A 20094-nucleotide genomic window follows, 5' to 3' on the forward strand; every position below is an offset into this window, starting at 1 on the left:
TGAGCGACATGAGGCGGCGGTGCAGGACGGGTGACCCGGCGCGGTCACGCATCTTTTCGAGGAGCCTGGAGAGCGACCATGAGTCACTTCATCGATCGGCTGAACTTCTTCCGCAAGGCCCGCGAGCCCTTCGCCAACGAGCATGGCGAGGTTCGCGAAGAGTCCCGTGGCTGGGAAGACGGCTATCGCCAACGCTGGCAGCACGACAAGATCGTGCGCTCCACCCATGGGGTGAACTGCACCGGGTCGTGCAGCTGGAAGATCTACGTCAAGAACGGCCTGGTCACCTGGGAGACCCAGCAGACCGATTACCCGCGCACCCGCCCCGACCTGCCCAACCACGAGCCCCGTGGTTGCCCGCGGGGGGCCAGCTACTCCTGGTACATCTACAGCGCCAACCGTCTCAAGCACCCGCTGGTCCGCAAGCCGCTGCTCAAGCTGTGGCGCGAGGCCCTCGAGGCGAAGGGCGACCCGGTGGACGCCTGGGCGTCCATCGTCGAGGACCCGGCCAGGACCAAGCAGTACAAGCGGGCTCGCGGCATGGGCGGCTTCGTGCGCGCCGACTGGGACGAGCTCAACGAGCTGATCGCGGCGTCCAACGTCTACACCGCCAAGCAGTACGGTCCGGACCGCATCATCGGCTTCTCGCCGATTCCCGCCATGTCCATGGTCAGCTACGCCGCGGGCAGCCGCTACCTGTCGCTGATCGGCGGCGTGTGCATGAGCTTCTATGACTGGTACTGCGACCTGCCGCCGGCCTCGCCGATGACCTGGGGCGAGCAGACCGACGTGCCCGAGTCCGCCGACTGGTACAACTCCGGCTACATCATTGCCTGGGGGTCCAACGTGCCCCAGACCCGCACCCCGGACGCCCACTTCTTCACCGAGGTGCGCTACAAGGGCACCAAGACCGTCTCGATCACCCCGGACTATGCCGAGGTCTCCAAGCTCACCGACGAGTGGCTCTCCGCCAAGCAGGGCACCGATGCGGCCCTGGCCATGGCCATGGGGCACGTCATCCTCAAGGAGTTCCACCTCGACAGGCCCAGCGCCTACTTCACCGACTACGTGCGGCGCTACAGCGACATGCCCTTCCTGGTCGAGCTCGAGGCCCGCGAGGACGGCAGCTACGCGCCGGGTCGCCAGATGCGCGCCAGCGACTTCGAGGCGAGCCTGGGGCAGGGCAACAACCCCGAGTGGAAGACCGTCGCCTGGGACGCGACCCGCGACCAGCTCGTCGTGCCGCGCGGCTCCATCGGCTTCCGTTGGGGGGAAACCGGTGATGAGGTGGGCAAGTGGAACCTCGAGTCGCTGGACGCCGAGGGTACCGAGATCGAGCCGCTGCTGACCCTGGCCGAGCAGCATGACGAGGTGGCGAGGGTCGCCTTCCCCTACTTCGGCGGCATCGCCCACGAGCACTTCGACCATGTGAAGAGCGGCGGCGCCAGCGATGAGCTGCTGTTCCACAGCCTGCCCGCCAAGCGCCTCAAGAAGGCCGACGGCCGCGACGTGCTGGCGGTGACCGTGTTCGACCTGATGTGCGCCAACTACGGCATCGACCGCGGCCTGGGCAAGGAGGGCGAGGACGACGGCGCCACCGCCTTTGATCAGGTCAAGCCCTACACCCCGGCCTGGCAGGAGAAGATCACCGGCGTGCCGGCCGAGCAGTGCCTGCGCATCGCCCGTGAGTTCGCCGACAATGCCGACAAGACCCAGGGACGCAGCATGATCATCGTCGGTGCCGGCATGAACCACTGGTACCACATGGACATGAACTACCGCGGCCTGATCAACATGCTGGTCATGTGCGGCTGCATCGGCCAGAGCGGCGGTGGCTGGTCCCACTACGTGGGCCAGGAGAAGCTGCGCCCGCAGACCGGCTGGACCCCGCTGGCCTTCGGCCTCGACTGGCAGCGTCCGCCGCGCCACATGAACTCCACCTCCTTCTTCTACAACCACTCCTCCCAGTGGCGCTACGAGAAGCTCCAGATCAAGGAGATCCTCTCGCCGCTGGCCAAGGCCGAGGACTATCCCGGCAGCCTGATCGATTTCAATGTGCGCTCCGAGCGCATGGGCTGGCTGCCCTCCGCGCCGCAGCTGGCCACCAACCCGCTCGGCCTGGCCAGGGACGCCAAGGCCGCCGGCCTGTCCACCGCCGACTATGCCGTGGAGCAGCTGAAGAGCGGCAAGCTCGCCTTCGCCGCGGAGGATCCGGACGACCCCCGGAACTTCCCGCGCAACATGTTCATCTGGCGCTCCAACCTGCTGGGCAGCTCCGGCAAGGGCCACGAGTACATGCTCAAGTACCTGCTGGGCACCCGCCACGGCATCCAGGGCAAGGACCTGGGCGAGGCCGGCGGCCAGAAGCCCGAGGAGGTCAAGTGGCATGACGAGGCGCCCGAGGGCAAGCTCGACCTGCTGGTGACCCTGGACTTCCGCATGTCCACCACCTGCCTCTACTCGGACATCGTGCTGCCCACGGCGACCTGGTACGAGAAGGACGACCTCAACACCTCCGACATGCACCCCTTCATTCACCCGCTGACCGCGGCCACCGACCCGGCGTGGGAGTCGCGCAGCGACTGGGAGATCTACAAGGGCATCGCCAGGGCCTTCTCCAAGGCCTGCGTGGGGCACTTGGGCGAGGAGACCGACCTGGTCACCCTGCCGCACCAGCACGACTCCCCCGCCGAGCTGGCCCAGGTCGAGGTCAAGGACTGGAAGAAGGGCGAGTGCGAGCCGATCCCCGGCAAGACCATGCCGGCGCTGATCGAGGTCAAGCGCAACTACCCCGAGACCTATGAGCGCTTCACCTCCGTGGGCCCGCTGCTCGAGAGCATCGGCAACGGCGGCAAGGGCATCGGCTGGAACACTGAGAAGGAGGTGGACCTGCTCGGCAGGCTCAACCACCGCAAGCTGGACGGACCGCACAAGGGACGGCCGCGGATCGAGTCCGCCACCGACGCCGCCGAGATGATCCTGGCCCTGGCGCCGGAGACCAACGGCCAGGTGGCGGTGAAGGCCTGGGACGCGCTGTCGAAGATCACCGGGCGGGACCACACCCATCTGGCGCATCCCAAGGAGGAGGAAAAGATCCGCTTCCGCGACATCGTCGCCCAGCCGCGCAAGATCATCTCCAGCCCGACCTGGTCCGGCCTCGAGGACGAGCACGTCTCCTACAACGCCGGCTATACCAACGTCCACGAGCTGATCCCGTGGCGCACCGTCAGCGGTCGCCAGCAGTTCTACCAGGACCACCCCTGGATGCGCGCCTTCGGCGAGAGCCTGCTGGTCTATCGTCCGCCCATCGACACCAAGGCGGCGGTCAGCCTGGCCGAGACGAAGGGCAACGGTAACCCGGAGATCGCCCTGAACTGGATCACCCCGCACCAGAAGTGGGGCATCCACTCCACCTACAGCGACAACCTGCTGATGCAGACCCTGTCGCGGGGCGGGCCCATCGTCTGGATGTCCGAGGATGATGCGCAGTCCATCGGCGTCGAGGACAACGACTGGATCGAGCTCTACAACGCCAACGGCGCCATCGCCGCCCGGGCGGTGGTCAGCCAGCGGGTCAAGAACGGCATGGCGATGATGTATCACGCCCAGGAGCGGATCCTGAACATGCCGGGCTCCGAGATCACCGGCACCCGCGGCGGCATCCACAACTCGGTGACTCGCGTGTGCCCCAAACCGACCCACATGATCGGGGGCTACGCCCAGCTGTCCTACAGCTTCAACTACTACGGCACCGTCGGCTCCAACCGCGACGAATTCGTCATCGTGCGCAAGATGAAGAAGATCGACTGGCTGGATGGCGAAGGCAATGACACCGTGCAGGAGGCCGTGAAATGAAGATTCGTTCCCAGGTAGGCATGGTCCTCAACCTCGACAAGTGCATCGGCTGCCACACCTGCTCGGTGACCTGCAAGAACGTCTGGACCAGCCGTGAGGGCGTCGAGTACGCCTGGTTCAACAACGTCGAGACCAAGCCCGGCATCGGCTATCCCAAGGAATGGGAGAACCAGCACAAGTGGAAGGGCGGCTGGCTGCGTCGCCAGGACGGCCGTATCGAGCCGCGCATCGGCGGCAAGTGGCGGGTGCTGGCGAACATCTTCGCCAACCCCGACCTGCCGGAGATCGACGACTACTACGAGCCTTTCACCTTCGACTACCAGCACCTGCACACCGCCAAGCAGGGCGAGCACCAGCCCACCGCAAGGCCGCGCTCGCTGATCTCCGGCCAGCGCATGAACAAGGTCGAGTGGGGCCCGAACTGGGAGGAGATCCTCGGCACCGAATTCGCCAAGCGGCGCAAGGATGCCAACTTCGAGCAGGTGCAGGCCGACATCTACGGCCAGTTCGAGAACACCTTCATGATGTACCTGCCGCGGCTGTGCGAGCACTGCCTCAACCCCACCTGCGTGGCGTCCTGTCCGAGCGGGGCCATCTACAAGCGCGAGGAGGACGGCATCGTCCTGATCGATCAGGACAAGTGCCGCGGCTGGCGGATGTGCATCTCCGGCTGTCCCTACAAGAAGATCTACTACAACTGGAAGACCGGCAAGTCCGAGAAGTGCATCTTCTGCTATCCGCGCATCGAGGCCGGCCAGCCCACGGTCTGTTCCGAGACCTGCGTGGGGCGCATCCGCTACCTCGGCGTGCTGCTCTACGATGCCGACCGCATCGAGGAAGTGGCGAGCTCCCCGGACGAGCGTGATCTCTACCATCGCCAGCGCGAGATCTTCCTGGACCCCCACGACCCGGAGGTGATCGCCCAGGCGAGGAAGGACGGCATCACCGACAACGTGATCGCCGCCGCCCAGGCCTCGCCGGTCTACAAGCTGGCCATGGACTGGGGCCTGGCGCTGCCGCTGCACCCCGAGTATCGCACCCTGCCGATGGTCTGGTACGTGCCGCCGCTGTCGCCGATCCAGTCCGCCGCCGAGGCCGGCAAGGTCGAGTTCGACGGCGTGATGCCCAGGATCGAGTCGCTGCGCATCCCGGTGAAGTACCTGGCCAACATGCTGACAGCCGGCGAGGAGGAACCCGTGGTGCTGGCGCTCAAGCGCCTGATGGCCATGCGCCTCTACATGCGCGGCAAGCACGTCGAGGGCAAGGCCGAGACCGAGGCGCTGGACAGCGTGGGGCTCAGCGAGGCCCAGGTGGAGGACATGTACCGCTATCTGGCCATCGCCAACTACGAGGACCGCTTCGTGATTCCCACCAGCCACCGGGAGATGGCCACCGAGGCCTTCCCCGAGCGCGGCGGCTGTGGATTCAGCTTCGGCGACGGTTGCCACGGCGACAGCGGCCAGAGCCTGTTCGGTGGCCGCAAGCAGACCACCACCCTGGTGCAGTCGGTGGAGGTCTTCCACCCCCACGCAGAGAGCGAGGTTCGGCGCGATGAAAAACGTGAGGAGGCCCGTCATGGCTGAAGCCGCGATGCAACACTCCGAACCGATGAGCGGCATGCTGAGCCTGCGCGTGCTGGCCAGGCTGCTGGACTACCCGAGCGAGGCGCTGCAGGCCGCCGCCGGCGAGATGATCGAGCTCCTCGATGCGGAGCGGCGCTGGTCGGCCGCGTTGCGCACCACCCTGATGGACTGGTGCCAGCGCCTGGCCGAGGCCGAGTTGATGGAGCTCCAGGCCGAATACGTGGCGTGCTTCGACCGCGGTCGGGCCACTTCGTTGCTGCTCTTCGAGCACGTCCACGGCGAGTCCCGCGATCGCGGCCAGGCCATGGTCGACCTGCTGGCCGAATACCGCGCCGCCGGCTTCGAGCTCGACGCCCGGGAGCTGCCCGACTACCTGCCGCTGTTCCTGGAGTACCTCTCCACCCGGCCCGAGGCCGAGATCGGCCGCTGGCTGGGCGAGATCCGCCATATCCTGGCGCGGCTCACGGCGCGCCTCGAGGAGCGCGACGCCGATCACGCCCTGGTGCCCCTGGCCCTGCTGGCGCTGATCGGTGCCGAGGCGGACGTCGACGCCCACCGCGACCCCGTGAAGGAAGAGGCACGGGACGACACCCCCGAGGCACTGGATGCCGTCTGGGAGGAGGAGGCGGTGCGTTTCTCCGCCGCCTCCGACCAGGACTGTGCCCTGCAGTCGGCGGAAGGCCGCCGCCTCGCCGAGCGCAAGCATCAGGTGTCGAGTGACCCCGTCAAGATCATGCCCGGCAGCGGCTCGACCGACCGCGCCGTGAGCGATCGCTAAAGGAGAACCGTCATGTTTGGCGAATACCTGCAACATCTCATCTACGGCTATTACCCCTACCTGGCCGGGACGGTGTTCCTGGTCGGCAGCCTGCTGCGCTACGACCAGGGGCAGTTCACCTGGAAGACCGGCTCGAGCCAGATGCTCTCCTCGAAGCACATGCGCCTGGCCAGCAACCTCTTTCATATCGGCATCATCGTGATCTTCTTCGGGCACCTCTTCGGCATGCTGACGCCCCACTGGGTCTATGCGCCCTTCCTCAGCGCCGGGACCAAGCAGGTGATCGCCATCGTGATCGGTGGCATCGCCGGGGTGATGTGCCTGGCCGGTGGCGCCATGCTGCTGCATCGCCGCCTCACCAACCCGAGGGTGCGTGCCTCCTCCAGCCTGATGGACACCCTGATCCTGGCCCTGCTGGTGTTCCAGGCGGCATTGGGTGTCACCACGGTGTTCTTCTCCCTGGGCCACCTGGACGGCGAGATGATGTTGACCCTGGCCGCCTGGGCCCAGGCGATCGTCTTCTTCGGCGGTGGTGCGGCGGACTACATGACCGAGGTCTCCTGGATCTACAAGCTGCACGTCTTCCTGGGACTGACCATCATCCTGCTCTTCCCCTTCACGCGGCTGGTGCACGTGTGGAGCGTGCCGCTGGGCTATATCACCCGGCGCTATCAGCTGGTTCGCAAGCGGGGCTGAGACAGGCAGACACGGGACCGGGCTTTCCCGGCGACAGGCCTTCGAGGGGGCGCTGTGAACCCCTCCCTGGGCGCTACCGATGCCATCCCTGGCATAGGACCCCCTCTACGGCCTGTCCCCGGCGCCCTCAAGAATCAGCGCATGTGCACCAAGGGTTTTTCACCATGCAAAAGATCGATATCGAGCAGGTTCCGGGCGGGGTGACCCCGCCTCCCATCCGGGTCGGCGAGGCCGCCATCGACCAGGCCGCCATCGCCCAGGAGATGCAGTACCACCCCGCCGACAGCGCCGGCGATGCCCGGCTCAAGGCGGCCCGGGCCCTGGTGGTGCGCGAGCTGCTGCGCCAGCGGGCGGGCCAGCTGGGCCTGGCGGTGGACGAGGAGGCCGAGATCGAGGCATCCATCGCCGCCCTGCTGGAGCGAGAGCTGGACGTGCCCGAGCCCGCCGAGGCGGACTGCCGGCGCTTCCATGCCGCCCATCCGGAACGGTTCAGCGAGCCCACCCGCCTGCGGGTCCGCCATGTGCTGCTGGCAGCGGCGCCGTACGACCCCAAGCACCGGGACGGAGGGTATCGGCTGGGAGAGCGGCTAATCGGCGAGCTGCAGGAGACGCCGCAGCGCTTCACCGAGCTGGCCCAGCGTCATTCCGCCTGCCCCTCCAGGGACGACGGTGGGGAGCTGGGCTGGCTGGTGCCCGGCCAGACCGTGCCCGAGCTGGACCGGGCCCTGCAGCACCTGCCGGAGGGGCTCCATGGTCGCCCGCTGGCGTCGCGCTACGGCTGGCACGTGGTGAGTATCGACGCCCGGGAGGAGGGCCGTGAGTTGCCCTTCGAGGAGGTGGCCGAGCAGGTTCGCCACAGCCTCCGGGAGCAGGCCACCCGTCGGGCCCTGCGCCATTACCTGCTGGCCCTGGAGGCGGCGATCGGCGTCGAGGGGATCGAGCTGGATGACGACAGCGCCAGCGCCCTGATGCAGTGACTTCCGGTGGAAAAGTGCCTGCGCTCGGCGACTTTTCCCCTCGAAAGTCCGTCCCTGAATGATTCTGCAAACGCCGCCCGCCGTCGGGCGGCGAGGAGGCCCTTATGTCCCATGTATCCGCCGATGCTCCCTTCGTCCCCCTGGGCATCGCCGTGCTGACCGTGTCCGATACCCGCGGCTTCGACGAGGACGGCAGCGGCGACCTGCTCGGCGAGCGCCTCACCGGTGCCGGCCATGCCCTGGTGGAGCGCCGCATCGTGCCCGATGACGTCTACCGCATCCGGGCCGTGGTCTCGGCCTGGGTGGTGCGCGAGGATATCCAGGTCATCCTGGTCAACGGTGGCACCGGCTTCACCGTCCGGGACACCACGCCCGAGGCCCTGTCACCGCTGTTCGACAAGGCCGTGGACGGCTATGGCGAGCTGTTCCGCGCGCTCTCCCGGGAGACCATCGGCACCTCCACCATCCAGTCCCGGGCCGTGGCCGGGCTGATCGACCGCACCCTGGTGTTCGCCATGCCCGGCTCGCCCCGGGCCTGCGCCACCGCCTGGGACGGCATCCTGGCCGACCAGCTGGACGCCCGCACCCGGCCCTGCAACTTCGTCGCCATGGTCCAACCCGCGGCTGCGCCCTGCGCGTCCCGCCAGGCGTCGCCGACCGCCGCGGACCGGGTCCAGGGAGCCGAGGCATGAACTGCGGTTGCGAGGCGACGACGCGCACCGGGCTGCTGGACCTGTTCGACGCCCGGACGCGGATGATCGACCCCGATACCCTCGTGGAGGAAGGCCATGCCTATGCCTATTGCCCCGGTGCCCAGTTCCTCGACTGAGCTGCTGCTGCGGCCCCGGCAGCTGCGCGACCTCGTGGCCGGCGTGCCTTGGCTGGGCGGCCTCGACAACGAGGCCGTCGGCGCGCTGCTGGCGGATTCCCGGATCCGGTCCCTCAAGAGCCGCGAGTGGCTGTTCCGCCAGGAGGCGCCTGCCCACTGGCTGTACATCGTGATCAGTGGCGCCGTGCGCCTGGTGCGCTCCGCCGCCGACGGCCACCTGGCGACCATTCGCTGCGTCGAGCGCGGTGGTCCGCTGGGGGAGTTGAGCATGGTGTCCCGGGAGGGTCGCTACCTCTATTCCGCCGAGTCCCTGCGGCGCACCCAACTGCTGGTGATTCCCGCCGATCGCTGTCGTGCCCTGCTCGATGCCCAGCCGGCCTGCCGTGCGGAGTTCATGAGCCGCCTGGCCCTGGAGCTCACCGAGCGTCTGGAGGACCTGGCGCTGCTCACCCAGGCCGATGCGATGGCCCGGCTGGTCAGCTACCTCCTGCGTCAGCTGCCGTCGGGACGGGCCAACGGACCCCGGGTGGTGCGCCTGACCATACCCAAGTGCTGGCTGGCCGCCCAACTGGCCATGACGCCGGAGACCCTGTCGCGTCTGCTGTCCCGGCTACGCGAGATCGGCGCCATCAACGTCGAGCGCCATCGCCTGGTACTGCTCGATGAGCAGAAGCTGCACGACATCATGCTCGCCAACGAATGACGTTGGGAGTATCGCTTTCAGCCGTGTCGTCCGGGGCTGATCCGTCGACAGGTCGGCGAGGGGGCGCTGTGAACCCCTCCCTGGGCGCTACCGACGCCCTGCGGCGCTCTCGCGTCCCGCTCCGCTTGCAGGTCCGGTGCTGGCCATCCATGGCCAGCCCGTTCGGAGCCGTGCTCCTCACCCATGGCGCAGGACCCCCTCTACGACCTGTCCCCGGCGCCCCTCGTTACGTCCCCCGGTGACTACCTTGCTCCCTCAAACCTTAGGAGGTGTCATGTCTCGACCAACCAAGCCGGATGTTCTGGTCTACGCCTGCTCCGGCTGCTCCGACGTGGCCCAGCTCGCCAACGAGGTGGCCCTGCGCCTGGACCACGCCGGCCAGGCGGAGATGTCCTGCATCGCCGGGGTGGGCGGTGGGGTGCCCGGCCTGGTGCGCACCGCGCGCGCCGGTCGCCCGGTGGTGGCCATCGACGGCTGCCAGATGCACTGTGCCCGCCACTGCCTGGCCAACGCCGGCGTCACGCCCACCGAGCATGTCCGCCTCTACGATCAGGGCCTGAAGAAGCGCAAGGGCCGGCGCTACGACGAGGCGACCATCGCCAGGGTCACCGAAGAGGTCGGCGAGCTGATCGCGCGATTGCCGGTGTAGCGGACGGACGACGCTGCCCCGCCCGGCTTGCCGGGCGGGGCACGCTCTGGTCGGCTGGCGCCGGGTGTGAGCGTCAGCCGATCGGCTGGGCGCGGCGGCCGGAGGCGTCGGTGGTCGTGGCCTCGGCAGCGGCGCCGAGGGCGTCATGACTGGCGATGGCCTCGTCCTGGGCTTGCCACAGCTCGCGCTCCGCCTCGCTGGCCCTGGGCGAGAACAGCCCGGTCTGCGCATAGATCAGCCCGATCACCGGCGACAGCCAGCAGGCGAAGGCCAGCGAGATGTACAGCAGGTTCTCGACAATCTTGAAGTCCTTGATCGTGAAAAGTGTGGTGATGGGCTCGTGCCGTCACCCTTGTCGTTGCCGGAAACAACGCCTTGATGCGGTCAGGCGCCGGGCGCCTGATAAGCGGGCTTCCATCTTGCCGGGCGAGGCCTAGATCAAGACCCGCAGGCACTGCCCCGTGTGATAGAGCGTGAAGCCGCCTTCATAGCCACAGCTCCACAACGGCTTGACCTTGATGGGTGCCGGCGTATGGAGGGGCAACGGCAGCAGCGCATCGTCGCCGGTGGTCAGGTAATGGGCGAAGCCCTTGCCGACCACCGTGCCGGTGGTGATGCCGCGGCCGTTGTAGCCGGAGACCCCGAGGATGCCGGGCGCCGGCTCGAAGAGCCGCAGCGTGTGGTCGGGCGTGAAGGCGATCCTGCCCGTCCAGGAGGTCTCCCACTCGAGCTTGCCCAGTTGCGGGAAGTAGTGGCGCTGGACGCGATCCGCCCAGCAGCGCACATAGGCCAGCGGCCGGCCATCGCCCCGGCCCAGGCTGCCGAGGATCAGGCGTCCCTCGGCGTCGCGCCGCATGCTGCTGAGCACCATCCGGGTGTCCCAGGCTCCCTGTCGCTCGGCCAGGATGTCGCCGGCGATCTCCTCGGGCAGCGGGGGCGAGGCGACCTGGAAGAAATGGCCGGGGAAGAAGTGGTCCTTGACCCGGTTCCAGTCGTCCTCGGTATAGGCGTTGGTGGCCACCACCACCCGCGGCGCCAGGACACTGCCCTGGGGCGTGGTGACACGCCAGTCGTCGCCCTCGCGGGCCACGCCCCGCGCCGGGCTATGGGGGTAGAGGCTGGCCCCGGCGGCGATGGCGGCACGGGCCAGCCCCCGGGTATAGGCGGCGGGATTGAGGGTCCCGGCCCGACGGTCGAGCAGCGCGCGGCGAATCCGCCGCGTGCCGACCGTCTGCCGGCAGTCCTGATCCTCGAGCAGCGCCACGGGGGCGCCGCGGCGCTGGAACTGCTCGGCTCGGCGCGCCAGCTCCTGCTCCCCCTTGGCGTTGTGCGCCAGGTGGAGGGTGCCGGTGCGTGTCGCCTGGCAGGCGATGCCATGGCGCTCGATCAGCGAGAAGACCTCGGCGGGGGCCTCCCCGAGGATCGTGTTGACGCGTTCGCCGTGCGCCTCGCCGAGGGCCTCGAGGATGTCGTCCGGCGGGATCCACAGGCCGGCATTGACCAGGCCGACATTGCGCCCCGAGCCGCCGCAGGGGATCTCCCCTGCCTCGATCAGGCTCACGGCGACGCCCGCCTCGGCGAGATGCAGCGCGGTGGACAACCCGGTGATGCCGCCGCCGATCACCACCACCTCGGCCGACCGGTGGCCCTCTAGCATGGGCACGTCCGGCACTGGCTCCGGGGACGTGCCGTGCCACAAGCAGCCTTCCTTCATGACGCCTCCTTGTTGTTGTCGGGCTCGGCTCCGGCCGCCGGCATGGCCTGGCGCCCCGGGGCGGGCACGCGGGCCCGGGCGAGGTGGGGCGTCATGGCACGCGGGGCAGGAGTCGTCAGGGCATGAACGGCCATGGCCGTCCCCGGGGCGGGGACGGCGGGTCGGGGTCAGTCGAACTTGATGCCCTGGGCCAGGGGCAGCTCGCGGGAGTAGTTCACGGTGTTGGTCTGGCGCCGCATGTAGCTCTTCCAGACATCCGAGCCGGACTCGCGACCGCCGCCGGTGTCCTTCTCACCGCCGAAGGCGCCGCCGATCTCGGCACCGCTCGGGCCGATGTTGACGTTGGCGATGCCGCAGTCGCTGCCGACATCCGAGACGAAGGCCTCGGCCTCGCGCACGTCGGTGGTGAAGACGCAGGAGGACAGCCCCTGGGGCACGTCGTTCTGCAGGGCCAGGGCCTCGTCGAAGCCGCGGTAGCTCATCACGTAGAGGATCGGGGCGAAGGTCTCGTGCTTGACCAGCTCGTCCTGGCGGTCGACCTCGACGATGGCCGGCGCCACGTAGTAGCCGTCGGGGTATTCGTCGGCCAGCCGGCGCTCGCCGCCGAAGACCTTGGCGCCCTGCTCGCGGGCCGTGCCGAGCACCGACTGCATCTGGTCGAAGGCCTGGGCATCGATCAGCGGGCCGACCAGGCTGCCGCCCATCGGATCGCCGATGCTGACGCCGGCATAGGCCTTCTTGATCCGCTCGACGACCTCGTCGCGCACGGACTCGTGGACGATCAGCCGGCGCAGGGTAGTGCAGCGCTGGCCGGCGGTGCCCACCGCGGAGAACAGGATGGCGCGTACGGCCATGTCCAGGTCGGCGCTGGGGGCGAGGATCATGGCGTTGTTGCCGCCGAGCTCGAGGATGCTGCGACCGAAGCGCGCGGCGACGCGCGGGGCGACCTCGCGACCCATGCGGGTGCTGCCGGTGGCGCTGATCAGCGGCACGCGGGGATCGTCGGTGAGCACCTCGCCGGCCTCGCGCTCGCCGATGATGACCTGGCTGAGATCCGCCGGGGCCTCGTCGCCGAACTCGGCCATGGCGCGCTCGAGGAGCGCCTGGCAGGCCAGCGCGCAGAGCGGGGTCTTCTCGGAGGGCTTCCACAGCAGGCTGTTGCCGCAGACCAGCGCCAGGGCGGCGTTCCAGGCCCAGGGCGCCACCGGGAAGTTGAAGGCGGTGATCAGGCCGATCGGGCCCAGCGGATGCCAGCTCTCGCGCATGTGGTGGCCGGGGCGCTCGGAGGCGATGGTCAGGCCGTAGAGCTGGCGGGACTGGCCGACGGCGAGATCGCAGATGTCGATCATCTCCTGCACCTCGCCGAGGCCTTCCTGGTAGATCTTGCCGCACTCCAGGGTCACCAGGGTGCCCAGGTCCTCCTTGTGGCGGCGCAGCTGCTCGCCGAACAGCCGTACCAGCTCGCCACGGCGCGGTGCGGGCACCCGGCGCCAGGCCTCGAAGGCGGCCTGGGCACGGTCGATGCGCGCCTGGACCCGCTCACCGCTTTCCAGCCGCACCCGGCCGAGCTCGCCGCCGTCGGTGGGCGAGGTCACGGCATAGTCGCCGTCACGGTACCGGGTATCGACGACCCCGAGGCGCTGCATGATGGACTCGATCATTCTTCCTCCTACTGCTGATAGCGTGTGCTGAAACCACATGCAGTATTGCCGGGCTGATTGACGCGGCTCAAACGACGTTTTATATAGAGGTCATTCTATTTTTTCTTGATGAGGCCGAAATGAGCCGTCGTCACCTGCCGACCCTGACCGCCATGCAGTGCTTCGAGGCCTCGGCCCGGCACCTCAGCTTCACCCGCGCCGCCGAGGAGCTCAGCCTGACCCAGAGCGCCGTGAGCAAGCAGGTCGCCCAGCTCGAGTCGGTGCTCGAGCACCCGCTGTTCCGGCGCGTGCGCAAGCGCCTGCAGGTCACCCCGGAGGGGTCGCTGTACCTGACCGAGGTACGCAAGATCATGGCCCAGGTCGAGATGTCCACCCGCTACATGCAGTCCTACGGGGGCCAGAGCGAGGTGCTCAACGTCACCACCCTGCCGACCTTCGGCGCCCGCTGGCTGATCCCCCGGCTCAACGGCTTCCGCTTCCGTCATCCCGGGGTGTACCTGAACATCGCCAACCGGGTGGAACCCTTCGACCTCGAGGAGCAGCGCGTCGACGTGGCCTTCTTCTTCGGCCACGGTGCCTGGCCGAAGGCGGAATGCATCAAGCTGCTCGACGAGACCATGGTGCCGGTCTGCGCGCCCTCGGTGGTGCCCGACGGCGGCATCGGCGACCCGCTGGCGCTGACCGACCTGGTGCTGCTGCAGAGCGCGACGCGGCCCGAGGCCTGGCACGACTGGTTCGCCGCCCAGGGCTGCTACACCGCCCACAGCTATCACGGGCCGCGCTTCGATACCTTCGACATGGCGATGAGTGCCGCTCGGGCGGGCTGTGGCGTGGCCCTGGTGCCCCACTTCCTGGTTGCGGAGGAGCTGGCCGCCGGCCAGCTGACGATCCCCTGGGCGTTCTCGCTGACCAGCCGGGATGCCTACTACCTGGCCTATCCCGAGTACAAGGGCGAGGTGGCCAAGGTGAAGGGCTTCATCGACTGGATCCTCGAGCACCTCGATGCGCCGGTCCGCGTGGACGGGGCCCGGCCGGCGAGCTAGCCGATCCGCGGACCGGCCTCGGCGCAGGCCAGGACATGCGTCACGAAGTGGCGGACCTTGGCGAGTTCGCCGAGCGGCTCGGGGTACACCAGGTAGTAGGCATCGGGGCTGCGCAGCACATGGGGCCAGGCGAGGCGCAGGCGCCCCGCGGCGAGCTCGTCGTCGACCAGGAAGCGCGGCACCAGCGCCAGCCCGCCCTCCGCCATCACCGTGCGGATCAGCATCTGGAAGGTCTCGAAGCGCGTGCCGTGATAGCTGCGGTCGCTGCCGACACCCTGGTCGGCGAACCAGCGATGCCAGGCGTCGGGGCGGGTCGAGAGGTGCAGCAGGCGGCAGTCGGCCAGGTCCGCGGCGCACGACGGTGCCTGACGTGCCAGGTAGCCGGGGGCGCCGATCGCGACCACCTCCTCGTCGAACAGCTTGCGGCATTCCAGGTTGGGCCAGCGGCCATGGCCATGGAAGACGGCCACGTCGATGTCCTGCTCCTCCAGGTCGAAGGCCCGCACCCGGTCGGTGATGCTCAGGCTGATGCGTGGGTAGGCCTCGAGGAAGGCCGGCAGATGGGCGCTCAGCCAATGGCTGCCGAAGGTCGGCAGGGTCGCCACCCGCAGCACCTCGCCGTGACCGCTGTAGGTCATGATGGCGTTCGCCGACATCTCGATCTGGGCGAGGATCTTGCGCACCTCGCTCAGGTACAGCGACCCCTCCGGGGTGAGCACCAGGCTGCGGCGCACGCGGCGGAACAGCTTGTGCTGCAGGTAGTCCTCGAGCTGGGCGACCTGCTTGCTGATGGCGCTCTGGGTCATGCTGAGCTCCTCGGCGGCCCGGGTGAAGCTCATGTGTCTCGCGGCCGCCTCGAAGCATTGCATGGTGGTGGTCGATGGCAGGTGGCGTGCCGTCATGGTGTCTCGGCTCCCGCGCAAAACCGCCATTCTAGCCAATCCGGCGCCGGCATGCCGCCGCGCACCTCTGTCGATCCATTCTTTCCAGGCATTTATCACTCCGGAGTGGCGGCAGGGTCTCGGCGTATTCCGGGCGATACATGAATGAATGGAATGGATAGCGCGCTTTTTTTCGTTTGAAGCCCCGCCGGGGCGCTGGTTTCATCGTGGCCATGACAATTCCCCCGATGAACCGACAGGAACCGGACATGGACTTGCCTCACGTCAGTGGCTCGCTGGGTATCGTGCACCCCCTGTGCCTCGAACGAGGGCGCAATGCCGAGGTGTGGGACGAGCAGGGGCGGCACTACATCGACTTCATCGGCGGCATCGGCGTGCTCAACCTGGGGCATGGCCATCCGGCCGTCGTCGAGGCCGTCAAGGCTCAGGCCGAGACCCTGATGCACTCCGCCTTCAACGCCCTGCCGCACCGCGGCTACCTCGAGGTGGTCGAGGCCCTGGATGCCTTCGTGCCGGTCGGCTATCCGCTGTCCTGCATGCTCACCAACAGCGGGGCCGAGGCCACCGAGAACGCCCTCAAGGTGGCGCGCGCCGCCACCGGCCGCCAGGCAGTGATCGCCTTCGATGACGGCTTCCACGGCCGCACCCTGGCGGCGCTGAACCTCAACGGCAAGGTCAAGCCCTACAAGACCCGCCTCGGCGCACTGCCGGGGCCGGTGTTCCACCTGCCGTTTCCCAGCCGCGACAGCGGCGTGAGCACCGACGAGGCCCTGGCGGCCCTGGCGCGGCTGTTCGAGGTGGAAGTGCCGAGCGACGAGGTGGCGGCGATCATCGTCGAGCCGGTGCAGGGGGAGGGCGGCTTTCGCCTGCTCGATGCCGACTTCGCCGCCCGCCTGCGGGCCCTGTGCGATGAGCACGGCATCGTGCTGATCCTCGATGAGATCCAGTCCGGCTTCGGGCGCACCGGCAAGCGCTTCGCCTTCTCCCACCTGGGCATCGAGCCCGACCTGCTGCTGATGGGCAAGAGCATCGCCGCCGGCCTGCCGCTGGCGGCCCTGGCCGGCAGGGCCGAGCTCATGGAGGCCCTGCCCAAGGGCGGGCTGGGCGGCACCTACTCCGGTAACGCCGTCGCCTGTGCCGCCGCCCGGACGGTGATGGACCTGATGAGCGAGGACAACCTGCGCCGGTGGAGCGAGGCTCAGGAGGCGGCCATCGTCGCGGCCCACCGCGACTGGCGGGAGCGCTTCCCGATGGTCGGCGCGCTGACCGGCATCGGCGCCATGCGCGGCATCGTCCTCGAGGACACCGCGCATGCCACGGGGGCCGAGCACCTGGCGGCGCTGCTGGCCGCCGGCCGGGAGGCCGGGGTGCTGCTGATGCCCAGCGGCCGGCGCCGCAATGTGCTGCGCCTGCTGGCTCCGCTGACCGCGGAACCCGAGGTGATGGACGAGGGGCTGGCGCGCATCACCCGGGCCCTGGAGACGCTGACACCATGATCGCCCGGCTCGACGCAGGGGAGGCGGGCGCCGATGGCTATCGGCGTTTCCTCGAGGCCCTGGCGGACGCCGGCTTCGAGGGCGAGATCGCCCCGGACTACGCCAACCGCACGGTGCTCGCCACCGACAACTCCCTCTACCAGCGCCTGCCCCAGGCGGTGCTCTATCCCCGGGGCGTGGCCGACCTGGAGCGCATCGCCCGCCTGGCCGGCCGCGAGGCCTTCTGCCGGGTGGTACTGGCGCCCCGCGGCGGCGGCACCGGCACCAACGGCCAGTCGCTCACCGACGGCCTGGTGGTCGACGTCTCCCGGCACATGACCGCCATCCTCGACATCGACGTGGCGGCCCGCCGGGTGCGCGTCCAGGCCGGGGTGGTCAAGGACCAGCTCAACGCCGCGCTCGCGCCCCACGGGCTGTTCTTCGCCCCCGAGCTCTCCACCTCCAACCGGGCGACGATCGGCGGCATGATCGCCACCGACGCCAGCGGCCAGGGCAGCTGCGAGTACGGCAAGACCCGCGATCACGTGCTCGAGCTCGACAGCGTGCTGCTCGGCGGCGAGCGCCTCGTCACCCGGCCGGTGGACGAGGCCGAGCTCGACGCCCTGTGCGAGCGCGACGACGCCGTGGGCCGGGTGCACCGGGTCGCCCGCGAGATCCTCGACAGCGAGCGCGAGCGCATCCGCGAGACCTTCCCGCCGCTCAACCGCTGCCTGACCGGCTACGACCTGGCGCATTTGAGAACAGCGGAAGGAAAGTTCGACCTCAACAGCGTGCTGTGCGGCGCCGAGGGCTCGCTGGCCTTCACCAGCGAGGCGGTGCTCAACGTCCTGCCGATCCCCGGCCACTCGACCCTGGTCAACGTGCGCTACGCCGGCTTCATGGACGCCCTGCGCGATGCCAAGGCACTGATGGCGAGCGGCTCATCATCAACCCAGCCGCAGGCGCTTGCCGCCGCCCCCACCTCCATCGAGACGGTGGACGACACGGTGCTGGGCCTGGCCCGGCAGGACGTCGTCTGGGACAACGTCGCCGAGTTCTTCCCGGCTGGCGACACCCCGACCCACGGCATCAACCTGGTGGAGTTCAACGACGACGACCCCGAGCGCCTGGCCGAGCGCGTCGCCGCCTTCTGCCGTCACCTGGAGGACGACACCAGCGTCACCCGCCTGGGCTACTCGCGGGCGGAGGGCCGCGAGGCGATCGCCCGGGTCTACGGCATGCGCAAGCGTGCCGTGGGCCTGCTCGGCAACGTCCAGGGCGAGAAGCGCCCGCTGCCCTTCGTCGAGGACACCGCCGTGCCCCCGGAGCACCTGGCCGACTACATCGCCGAGTTCCGCGCCCTGCTCGACGCCCGCGGGCTGGCCTACGGCATGTTCGGCCACGTCGATGCCGGGGTGCTCCACGTGCGCCCGGCGCTGGACATGAAGGACCCGGCCGACGAGCGGATGATCCGCGAGATCTCCGACGCGGTCGCCGCGCTGACCCGGAAGTACGGCGGCCTGCTGTGGGGCGAGCACGGCAAGGGCGTGCGCTCCGAGTACGCCCCGGCCTTCTTCGGCCCGCTCTACCCCAGCCTGCGTCGCCTCAAGGGCGCCTTCGACCCGCATAACCAGCTCAATCCGGGCAAGATCGCCACACCGCTTTCCATCCCGCCCGACGATGCGGGCAAGGCTTCCAGCGAAACGGCGGAGCGCGAGGATGGCGAAACGCCCGTCAAGTGGGTCGATCCGGGACTCTTGACCATCGACGGCGTGCCGACCCGCGGCCAGTACGACCGCCAGATCGACGAGCGTGTCTGGCAGGCCCACGGCGACGCCGTCTACTGCAACGGCAACGGCGCCTGCTACAACTACGACCCGAATGACGCCATGTGCCCGTCCTGGAAGGCCACCCGCGAGCGCGTCCACTCGCCCAAGGGCCGCGCCAGCCTGATGCGCGAATGGCTGCGCCTGCAGGGCCATGCCGGCGTCGACGTGGTCGAGGCGGCACGCCGGCAGCGGGCCGGGGGCGCCTGGGGCGCCATCAAGGCCTTCCCCGGAAAGCTCAGGAACACCCTGGCCCGGCGCCGCGGCGAGGCCGACTTCTCCCACCAGGTCTACGACGCCATGGCCGGCTGCCTGGCCTGCAAGTCCTGCGCCGGCCAGTGCCCGGTGAAGGTCAACGTGCCGACCTTCCGCTCGCAGTTCCTCGAGGTCTACCACGGCCGCTACCTGCGCCCGCCGCGCGACTACCTGATCGGCGGGCTGGAGTTCCTGGTGCCGTATCTGGCTCCCGTGGCGCCGCTCTACAACGCCGCCCTGGGCAACCGCTGGGTGAACCGCCTGCTGGCCGGCCCCATCGGCATGGTCGACAGCCCCCGGCTGTCCCGGGCGCGCCTCGACAAGCAGCTCGCCGCCTGGGGCGTGGCCCCGGCCACGCCGACGACGCTGGGCCGGCTCACCGCGGCCCAGAAGGCGCGCAGCGTGGTGCTGGTGCAGGACGCCTTCACCAGCTACTTCGAGGCCAAGCTGGTGAGGGACGTCGTCGAGCTACTCGAGCGCCTCGACGTGCGGGTGTTCGTGGCGCCCTACGCGCCCAACGGCAAGCCGCTGCACGTGCAGGGCTTCCTCGGCGCCTTCGCACGCACCGCGGCCAGGCAGGCCAAGCGGCTCGAGAGCCTGGCCGCCTTCGGCGTGCCGCTGGTCGGCATCGACCCGGCCATGACCCTGACCTACCGCCAGGAGTACGTGACGGCGCTGGGCGCGGACGCCGTGCCCGAGGTGCGGCTGCTGCCGGAGTGGCTGGCCGAGCGGGCGCCGGAGCTGGCGCCCGCGGGCCTCGACCTCGACGATCCGGGCTATCGGCTGCTCGCCCACTGCACCGAGACGACCAACGCCCCGGGCACGCCCAAGGCCTGGCAGCGGCTGTTCGCCGCCTTCGGCCTCGAGCTCGAGGTGCTGGCCAGCGGCTGCTGCGGGATGTCCGGCACCTACGGCCACGAGGCGCGCAACCGCGAGACCTCGGCGACCATCTACGCCCAGTCCTGGCGGCCCAGGGTGGAGGACCCGGCCAACGCCGGCCGCCTGCTGGCCAGCGGCTATTCCTGCCGCAGCCAGGCCAGGCGGCTCTCGGACGCCGCCCTGCCGCATCCACTGCAGGGCCTGCTCGCGACACTGCGTCGAGCGACGCCGACCCCATCCTGACCCCGTCAACCAGCCCCCCATGGAGG

The 20094-nt window shown here is 69.2% G+C and carries 17 protein-coding genes; 12 read left to right on the forward strand and 5 right to left on the reverse strand.

Annotated elements, in window-relative coordinates:
• The first annotated feature begins 78 nt into the window (after positions 1-78).
• From FHR97_RS07835 to FHR97_RS07875, 9 genes are all read left to right on the forward strand, one after another.
• Positions 79-3855 (forward strand): nitrate reductase subunit alpha, encoded by a 3777-nt coding sequence (locus FHR97_RS07835; RefSeq protein ID WP_183383226.1) that lies wholly within the window; start codon positions 79-81, stop codon positions 3853-3855.
• Positions 3852-5438 carry a nitrate reductase subunit beta gene (gene narH, locus FHR97_RS07840; protein WP_183383227.1) on the forward strand — a complete coding sequence of 529 codons (1587 nt, stop codon included), beginning with the start codon at positions 3852-3854 and terminating at the stop codon, positions 5436-5438. The genes FHR97_RS07835 and narH overlap by 4 nt, the downstream gene beginning before the upstream one ends.
• Complete coding sequence (gene narJ, locus FHR97_RS07845; RefSeq protein WP_183383228.1) at positions 5431-6216, forward strand: nitrate reductase molybdenum cofactor assembly chaperone; 786 nt, start codon at positions 5431-5433, stop codon at positions 6214-6216. The genes narH and narJ overlap by 8 nt, the downstream gene beginning before the upstream one ends.
• A gap of 12 nt (positions 6217-6228) precedes the next feature.
• Positions 6229-6912 (forward strand): respiratory nitrate reductase subunit gamma, encoded by a 684-nt coding sequence (gene narI / locus FHR97_RS07850; protein WP_183383229.1) that lies wholly within the window; start codon positions 6229-6231, stop codon positions 6910-6912.
• A gap of 164 nt (positions 6913-7076) precedes the next feature.
• The gene (locus FHR97_RS07855; protein WP_183383230.1) at positions 7077-7889 is read left to right on the forward strand and encodes a peptidylprolyl isomerase; all 813 of its coding nucleotides are present in this window, start codon (positions 7077-7079) and stop codon (positions 7887-7889) included.
• Between the two features lie 104 nt (positions 7890-7993).
• The gene (gene moaB / locus FHR97_RS07860; protein ID WP_183383231.1) at positions 7994-8581 is read left to right on the forward strand and encodes a molybdenum cofactor biosynthesis protein B; all 588 of its coding nucleotides are present in this window, start codon (positions 7994-7996) and stop codon (positions 8579-8581) included.
• Positions 8578-8718 (forward strand): hypothetical protein, encoded by a 141-nt coding sequence (locus tag FHR97_RS07865; protein WP_183383232.1) that lies wholly within the window; start codon positions 8578-8580, stop codon positions 8716-8718. The genes moaB and FHR97_RS07865 overlap by 4 nt, the downstream gene beginning before the upstream one ends.
• Complete coding sequence (locus FHR97_RS07870; protein WP_183383233.1) at positions 8678-9421, forward strand: Crp/Fnr family transcriptional regulator; 744 nt, start codon at positions 8678-8680, stop codon at positions 9419-9421. Before FHR97_RS07865 ends, FHR97_RS07870 begins: the two co-directional genes overlap by 41 nt.
• A gap of 274 nt (positions 9422-9695) precedes the next feature.
• The gene (locus FHR97_RS07875; RefSeq protein ID WP_183383234.1) at positions 9696-10070 is read left to right on the forward strand and encodes a putative zinc-binding protein; all 375 of its coding nucleotides are present in this window, start codon (positions 9696-9698) and stop codon (positions 10068-10070) included.
• A gap of 73 nt (positions 10071-10143) precedes the next feature.
• Here FHR97_RS07875 and FHR97_RS07880 read toward each other — a convergent pair whose 3' ends face one another.
• From FHR97_RS07880 to amaB, 4 genes are all read right to left on the reverse strand, one after another.
• Positions 10144-10317: a hypothetical protein gene (locus FHR97_RS07880; RefSeq protein WP_425486073.1), complete on the reverse strand. Its 174-nt coding sequence runs from the start codon at positions 10315-10317 to the stop codon at positions 10144-10146.
• A gap of 186 nt (positions 10318-10503) precedes the next feature.
• Complete coding sequence (amaA, locus tag FHR97_RS07885) at positions 10504-11784, reverse strand: L-pipecolate oxidase (protein ID WP_183383235.1); 1281 nt, start codon at positions 11782-11784, stop codon at positions 10504-10506.
• Positions 11781-11918, reverse strand: coding sequence for a hypothetical protein (locus FHR97_RS07890; protein ID WP_183383236.1), 138 nt, complete (start codon positions 11916-11918; stop codon positions 11781-11783). Before FHR97_RS07890 ends, amaA begins: the two co-directional genes overlap by 4 nt.
• Before the next feature lie 33 nt (positions 11919-11951).
• Entirely contained in the window at positions 11952-13445 is a 1494-nt protein-coding gene (gene amaB, locus FHR97_RS07895) for an L-piperidine-6-carboxylate dehydrogenase (RefSeq protein WP_183383237.1), read from the reverse strand.
• A 119-nt stretch (positions 13446-13564) separates the two neighbouring features.
• Here amaB and FHR97_RS07900 point away from each other — a divergent pair, with 119 nt between their 5' ends.
• Positions 13565-14488, forward strand: a complete 924-nt coding sequence (locus tag FHR97_RS07900) for a LysR family transcriptional regulator (RefSeq protein ID WP_183383238.1) — start codon at positions 13565-13567, stop codon at positions 14486-14488.
• On the opposite strand, the gene FHR97_RS07905 is transcribed toward FHR97_RS07900, so the two are convergent.
• Complete coding sequence (locus FHR97_RS07905; RefSeq protein ID WP_183383239.1) at positions 14485-15390, reverse strand: LysR substrate-binding domain-containing protein; 906 nt, start codon at positions 15388-15390, stop codon at positions 14485-14487. The two genes, FHR97_RS07900 and FHR97_RS07905, sit on opposite strands and share 4 nt — an antisense overlap.
• A gap of 248 nt (positions 15391-15638) precedes the next feature.
• Here FHR97_RS07905 and FHR97_RS07910 point away from each other — a divergent pair, with 248 nt between their 5' ends.
• Positions 15639-16886 carry a 2-aminoadipate transaminase gene (locus tag FHR97_RS07910; RefSeq protein ID WP_183383240.1) on the forward strand — a complete coding sequence of 416 codons (1248 nt, stop codon included), beginning with the start codon at positions 15639-15641 and terminating at the stop codon, positions 16884-16886.
• Complete coding sequence (ydiJ, locus tag FHR97_RS07915; protein WP_183383241.1) at positions 16883-20068, forward strand: D-2-hydroxyglutarate dehydrogenase YdiJ; 3186 nt, start codon at positions 16883-16885, stop codon at positions 20066-20068. Before FHR97_RS07910 ends, ydiJ begins: the two co-directional genes overlap by 4 nt.
• The last annotated feature ends 26 nt before the right edge of the window (positions 20069-20094 follow it).

The sequence above is a fragment of the Halomonas stenophila genome (assembly GCF_014192275.1).
GTDB classification, from domain to species: Bacteria; Pseudomonadota; Gammaproteobacteria; order Pseudomonadales; family Halomonadaceae; genus Halomonas; species Halomonas stenophila.

Excerpts from the sequence above, each read along its gene's own strand:
- FHR97_RS07870 (WP_183383233.1), top strand. The coding sequence starts at position 8,678 with ATGCCTATGCCTATTGCCCCGGTGCCCAGTTCCTCGACTGAGCTGCTG.
- narI (WP_183383229.1), top strand. The coding sequence starts at position 6,229 with ATGTTTGGCGAATACCTGCAACATCTCATCTACGGCTATTACCCCTAC.
- FHR97_RS07835 (WP_183383226.1), top strand. The coding sequence starts at position 79 with ATGAGTCACTTCATCGATCGGCTGAACTTCTTCCGCAAGGCCCGCGAG.
- amaA (WP_183383235.1), bottom strand. The coding sequence starts at position 11,784 with ATGAAGGAAGGCTGCTTGTGGCACGGCACGTCCCCGGAGCCAGTGCCG.
- FHR97_RS07875 (WP_183383234.1), top strand. The coding sequence starts at position 9,696 with ATGTCTCGACCAACCAAGCCGGATGTTCTGGTCTACGCCTGCTCCGGC.
- FHR97_RS07890 (WP_183383236.1), bottom strand. The coding sequence starts at position 11,918 with ATGGCCGTTCATGCCCTGACGACTCCTGCCCCGCGTGCCATGACGCCC.
- ydiJ (WP_183383241.1), top strand. The coding sequence starts at position 16,883 with ATGATCGCCCGGCTCGACGCAGGGGAGGCGGGCGCCGATGGCTATCGG.
- amaB (WP_183383237.1), bottom strand. The coding sequence starts at position 13,445 with ATGATCGAGTCCATCATGCAGCGCCTCGGGGTCGTCGATACCCGGTAC.
- moaB (WP_183383231.1), top strand. The coding sequence starts at position 7,994 with ATGTCCCATGTATCCGCCGATGCTCCCTTCGTCCCCCTGGGCATCGCC.
- narJ (WP_183383228.1), top strand. The coding sequence starts at position 5,431 with ATGGCTGAAGCCGCGATGCAACACTCCGAACCGATGAGCGGCATGCTG.
- FHR97_RS07855 (WP_183383230.1), top strand. The coding sequence starts at position 7,077 with ATGCAAAAGATCGATATCGAGCAGGTTCCGGGCGGGGTGACCCCGCCT.
- FHR97_RS07910 (WP_183383240.1), top strand. The coding sequence starts at position 15,639 with ATGGACTTGCCTCACGTCAGTGGCTCGCTGGGTATCGTGCACCCCCTG.
- FHR97_RS07900 (WP_183383238.1), top strand. The coding sequence starts at position 13,565 with ATGAGCCGTCGTCACCTGCCGACCCTGACCGCCATGCAGTGCTTCGAG.
- FHR97_RS07905 (WP_183383239.1), bottom strand. The coding sequence starts at position 15,390 with ATGACGGCACGCCACCTGCCATCGACCACCACCATGCAATGCTTCGAG.
- narH (WP_183383227.1), top strand. The coding sequence starts at position 3,852 with ATGAAGATTCGTTCCCAGGTAGGCATGGTCCTCAACCTCGACAAGTGC.
- FHR97_RS07865 (WP_183383232.1), top strand. The coding sequence starts at position 8,578 with ATGAACTGCGGTTGCGAGGCGACGACGCGCACCGGGCTGCTGGACCTG.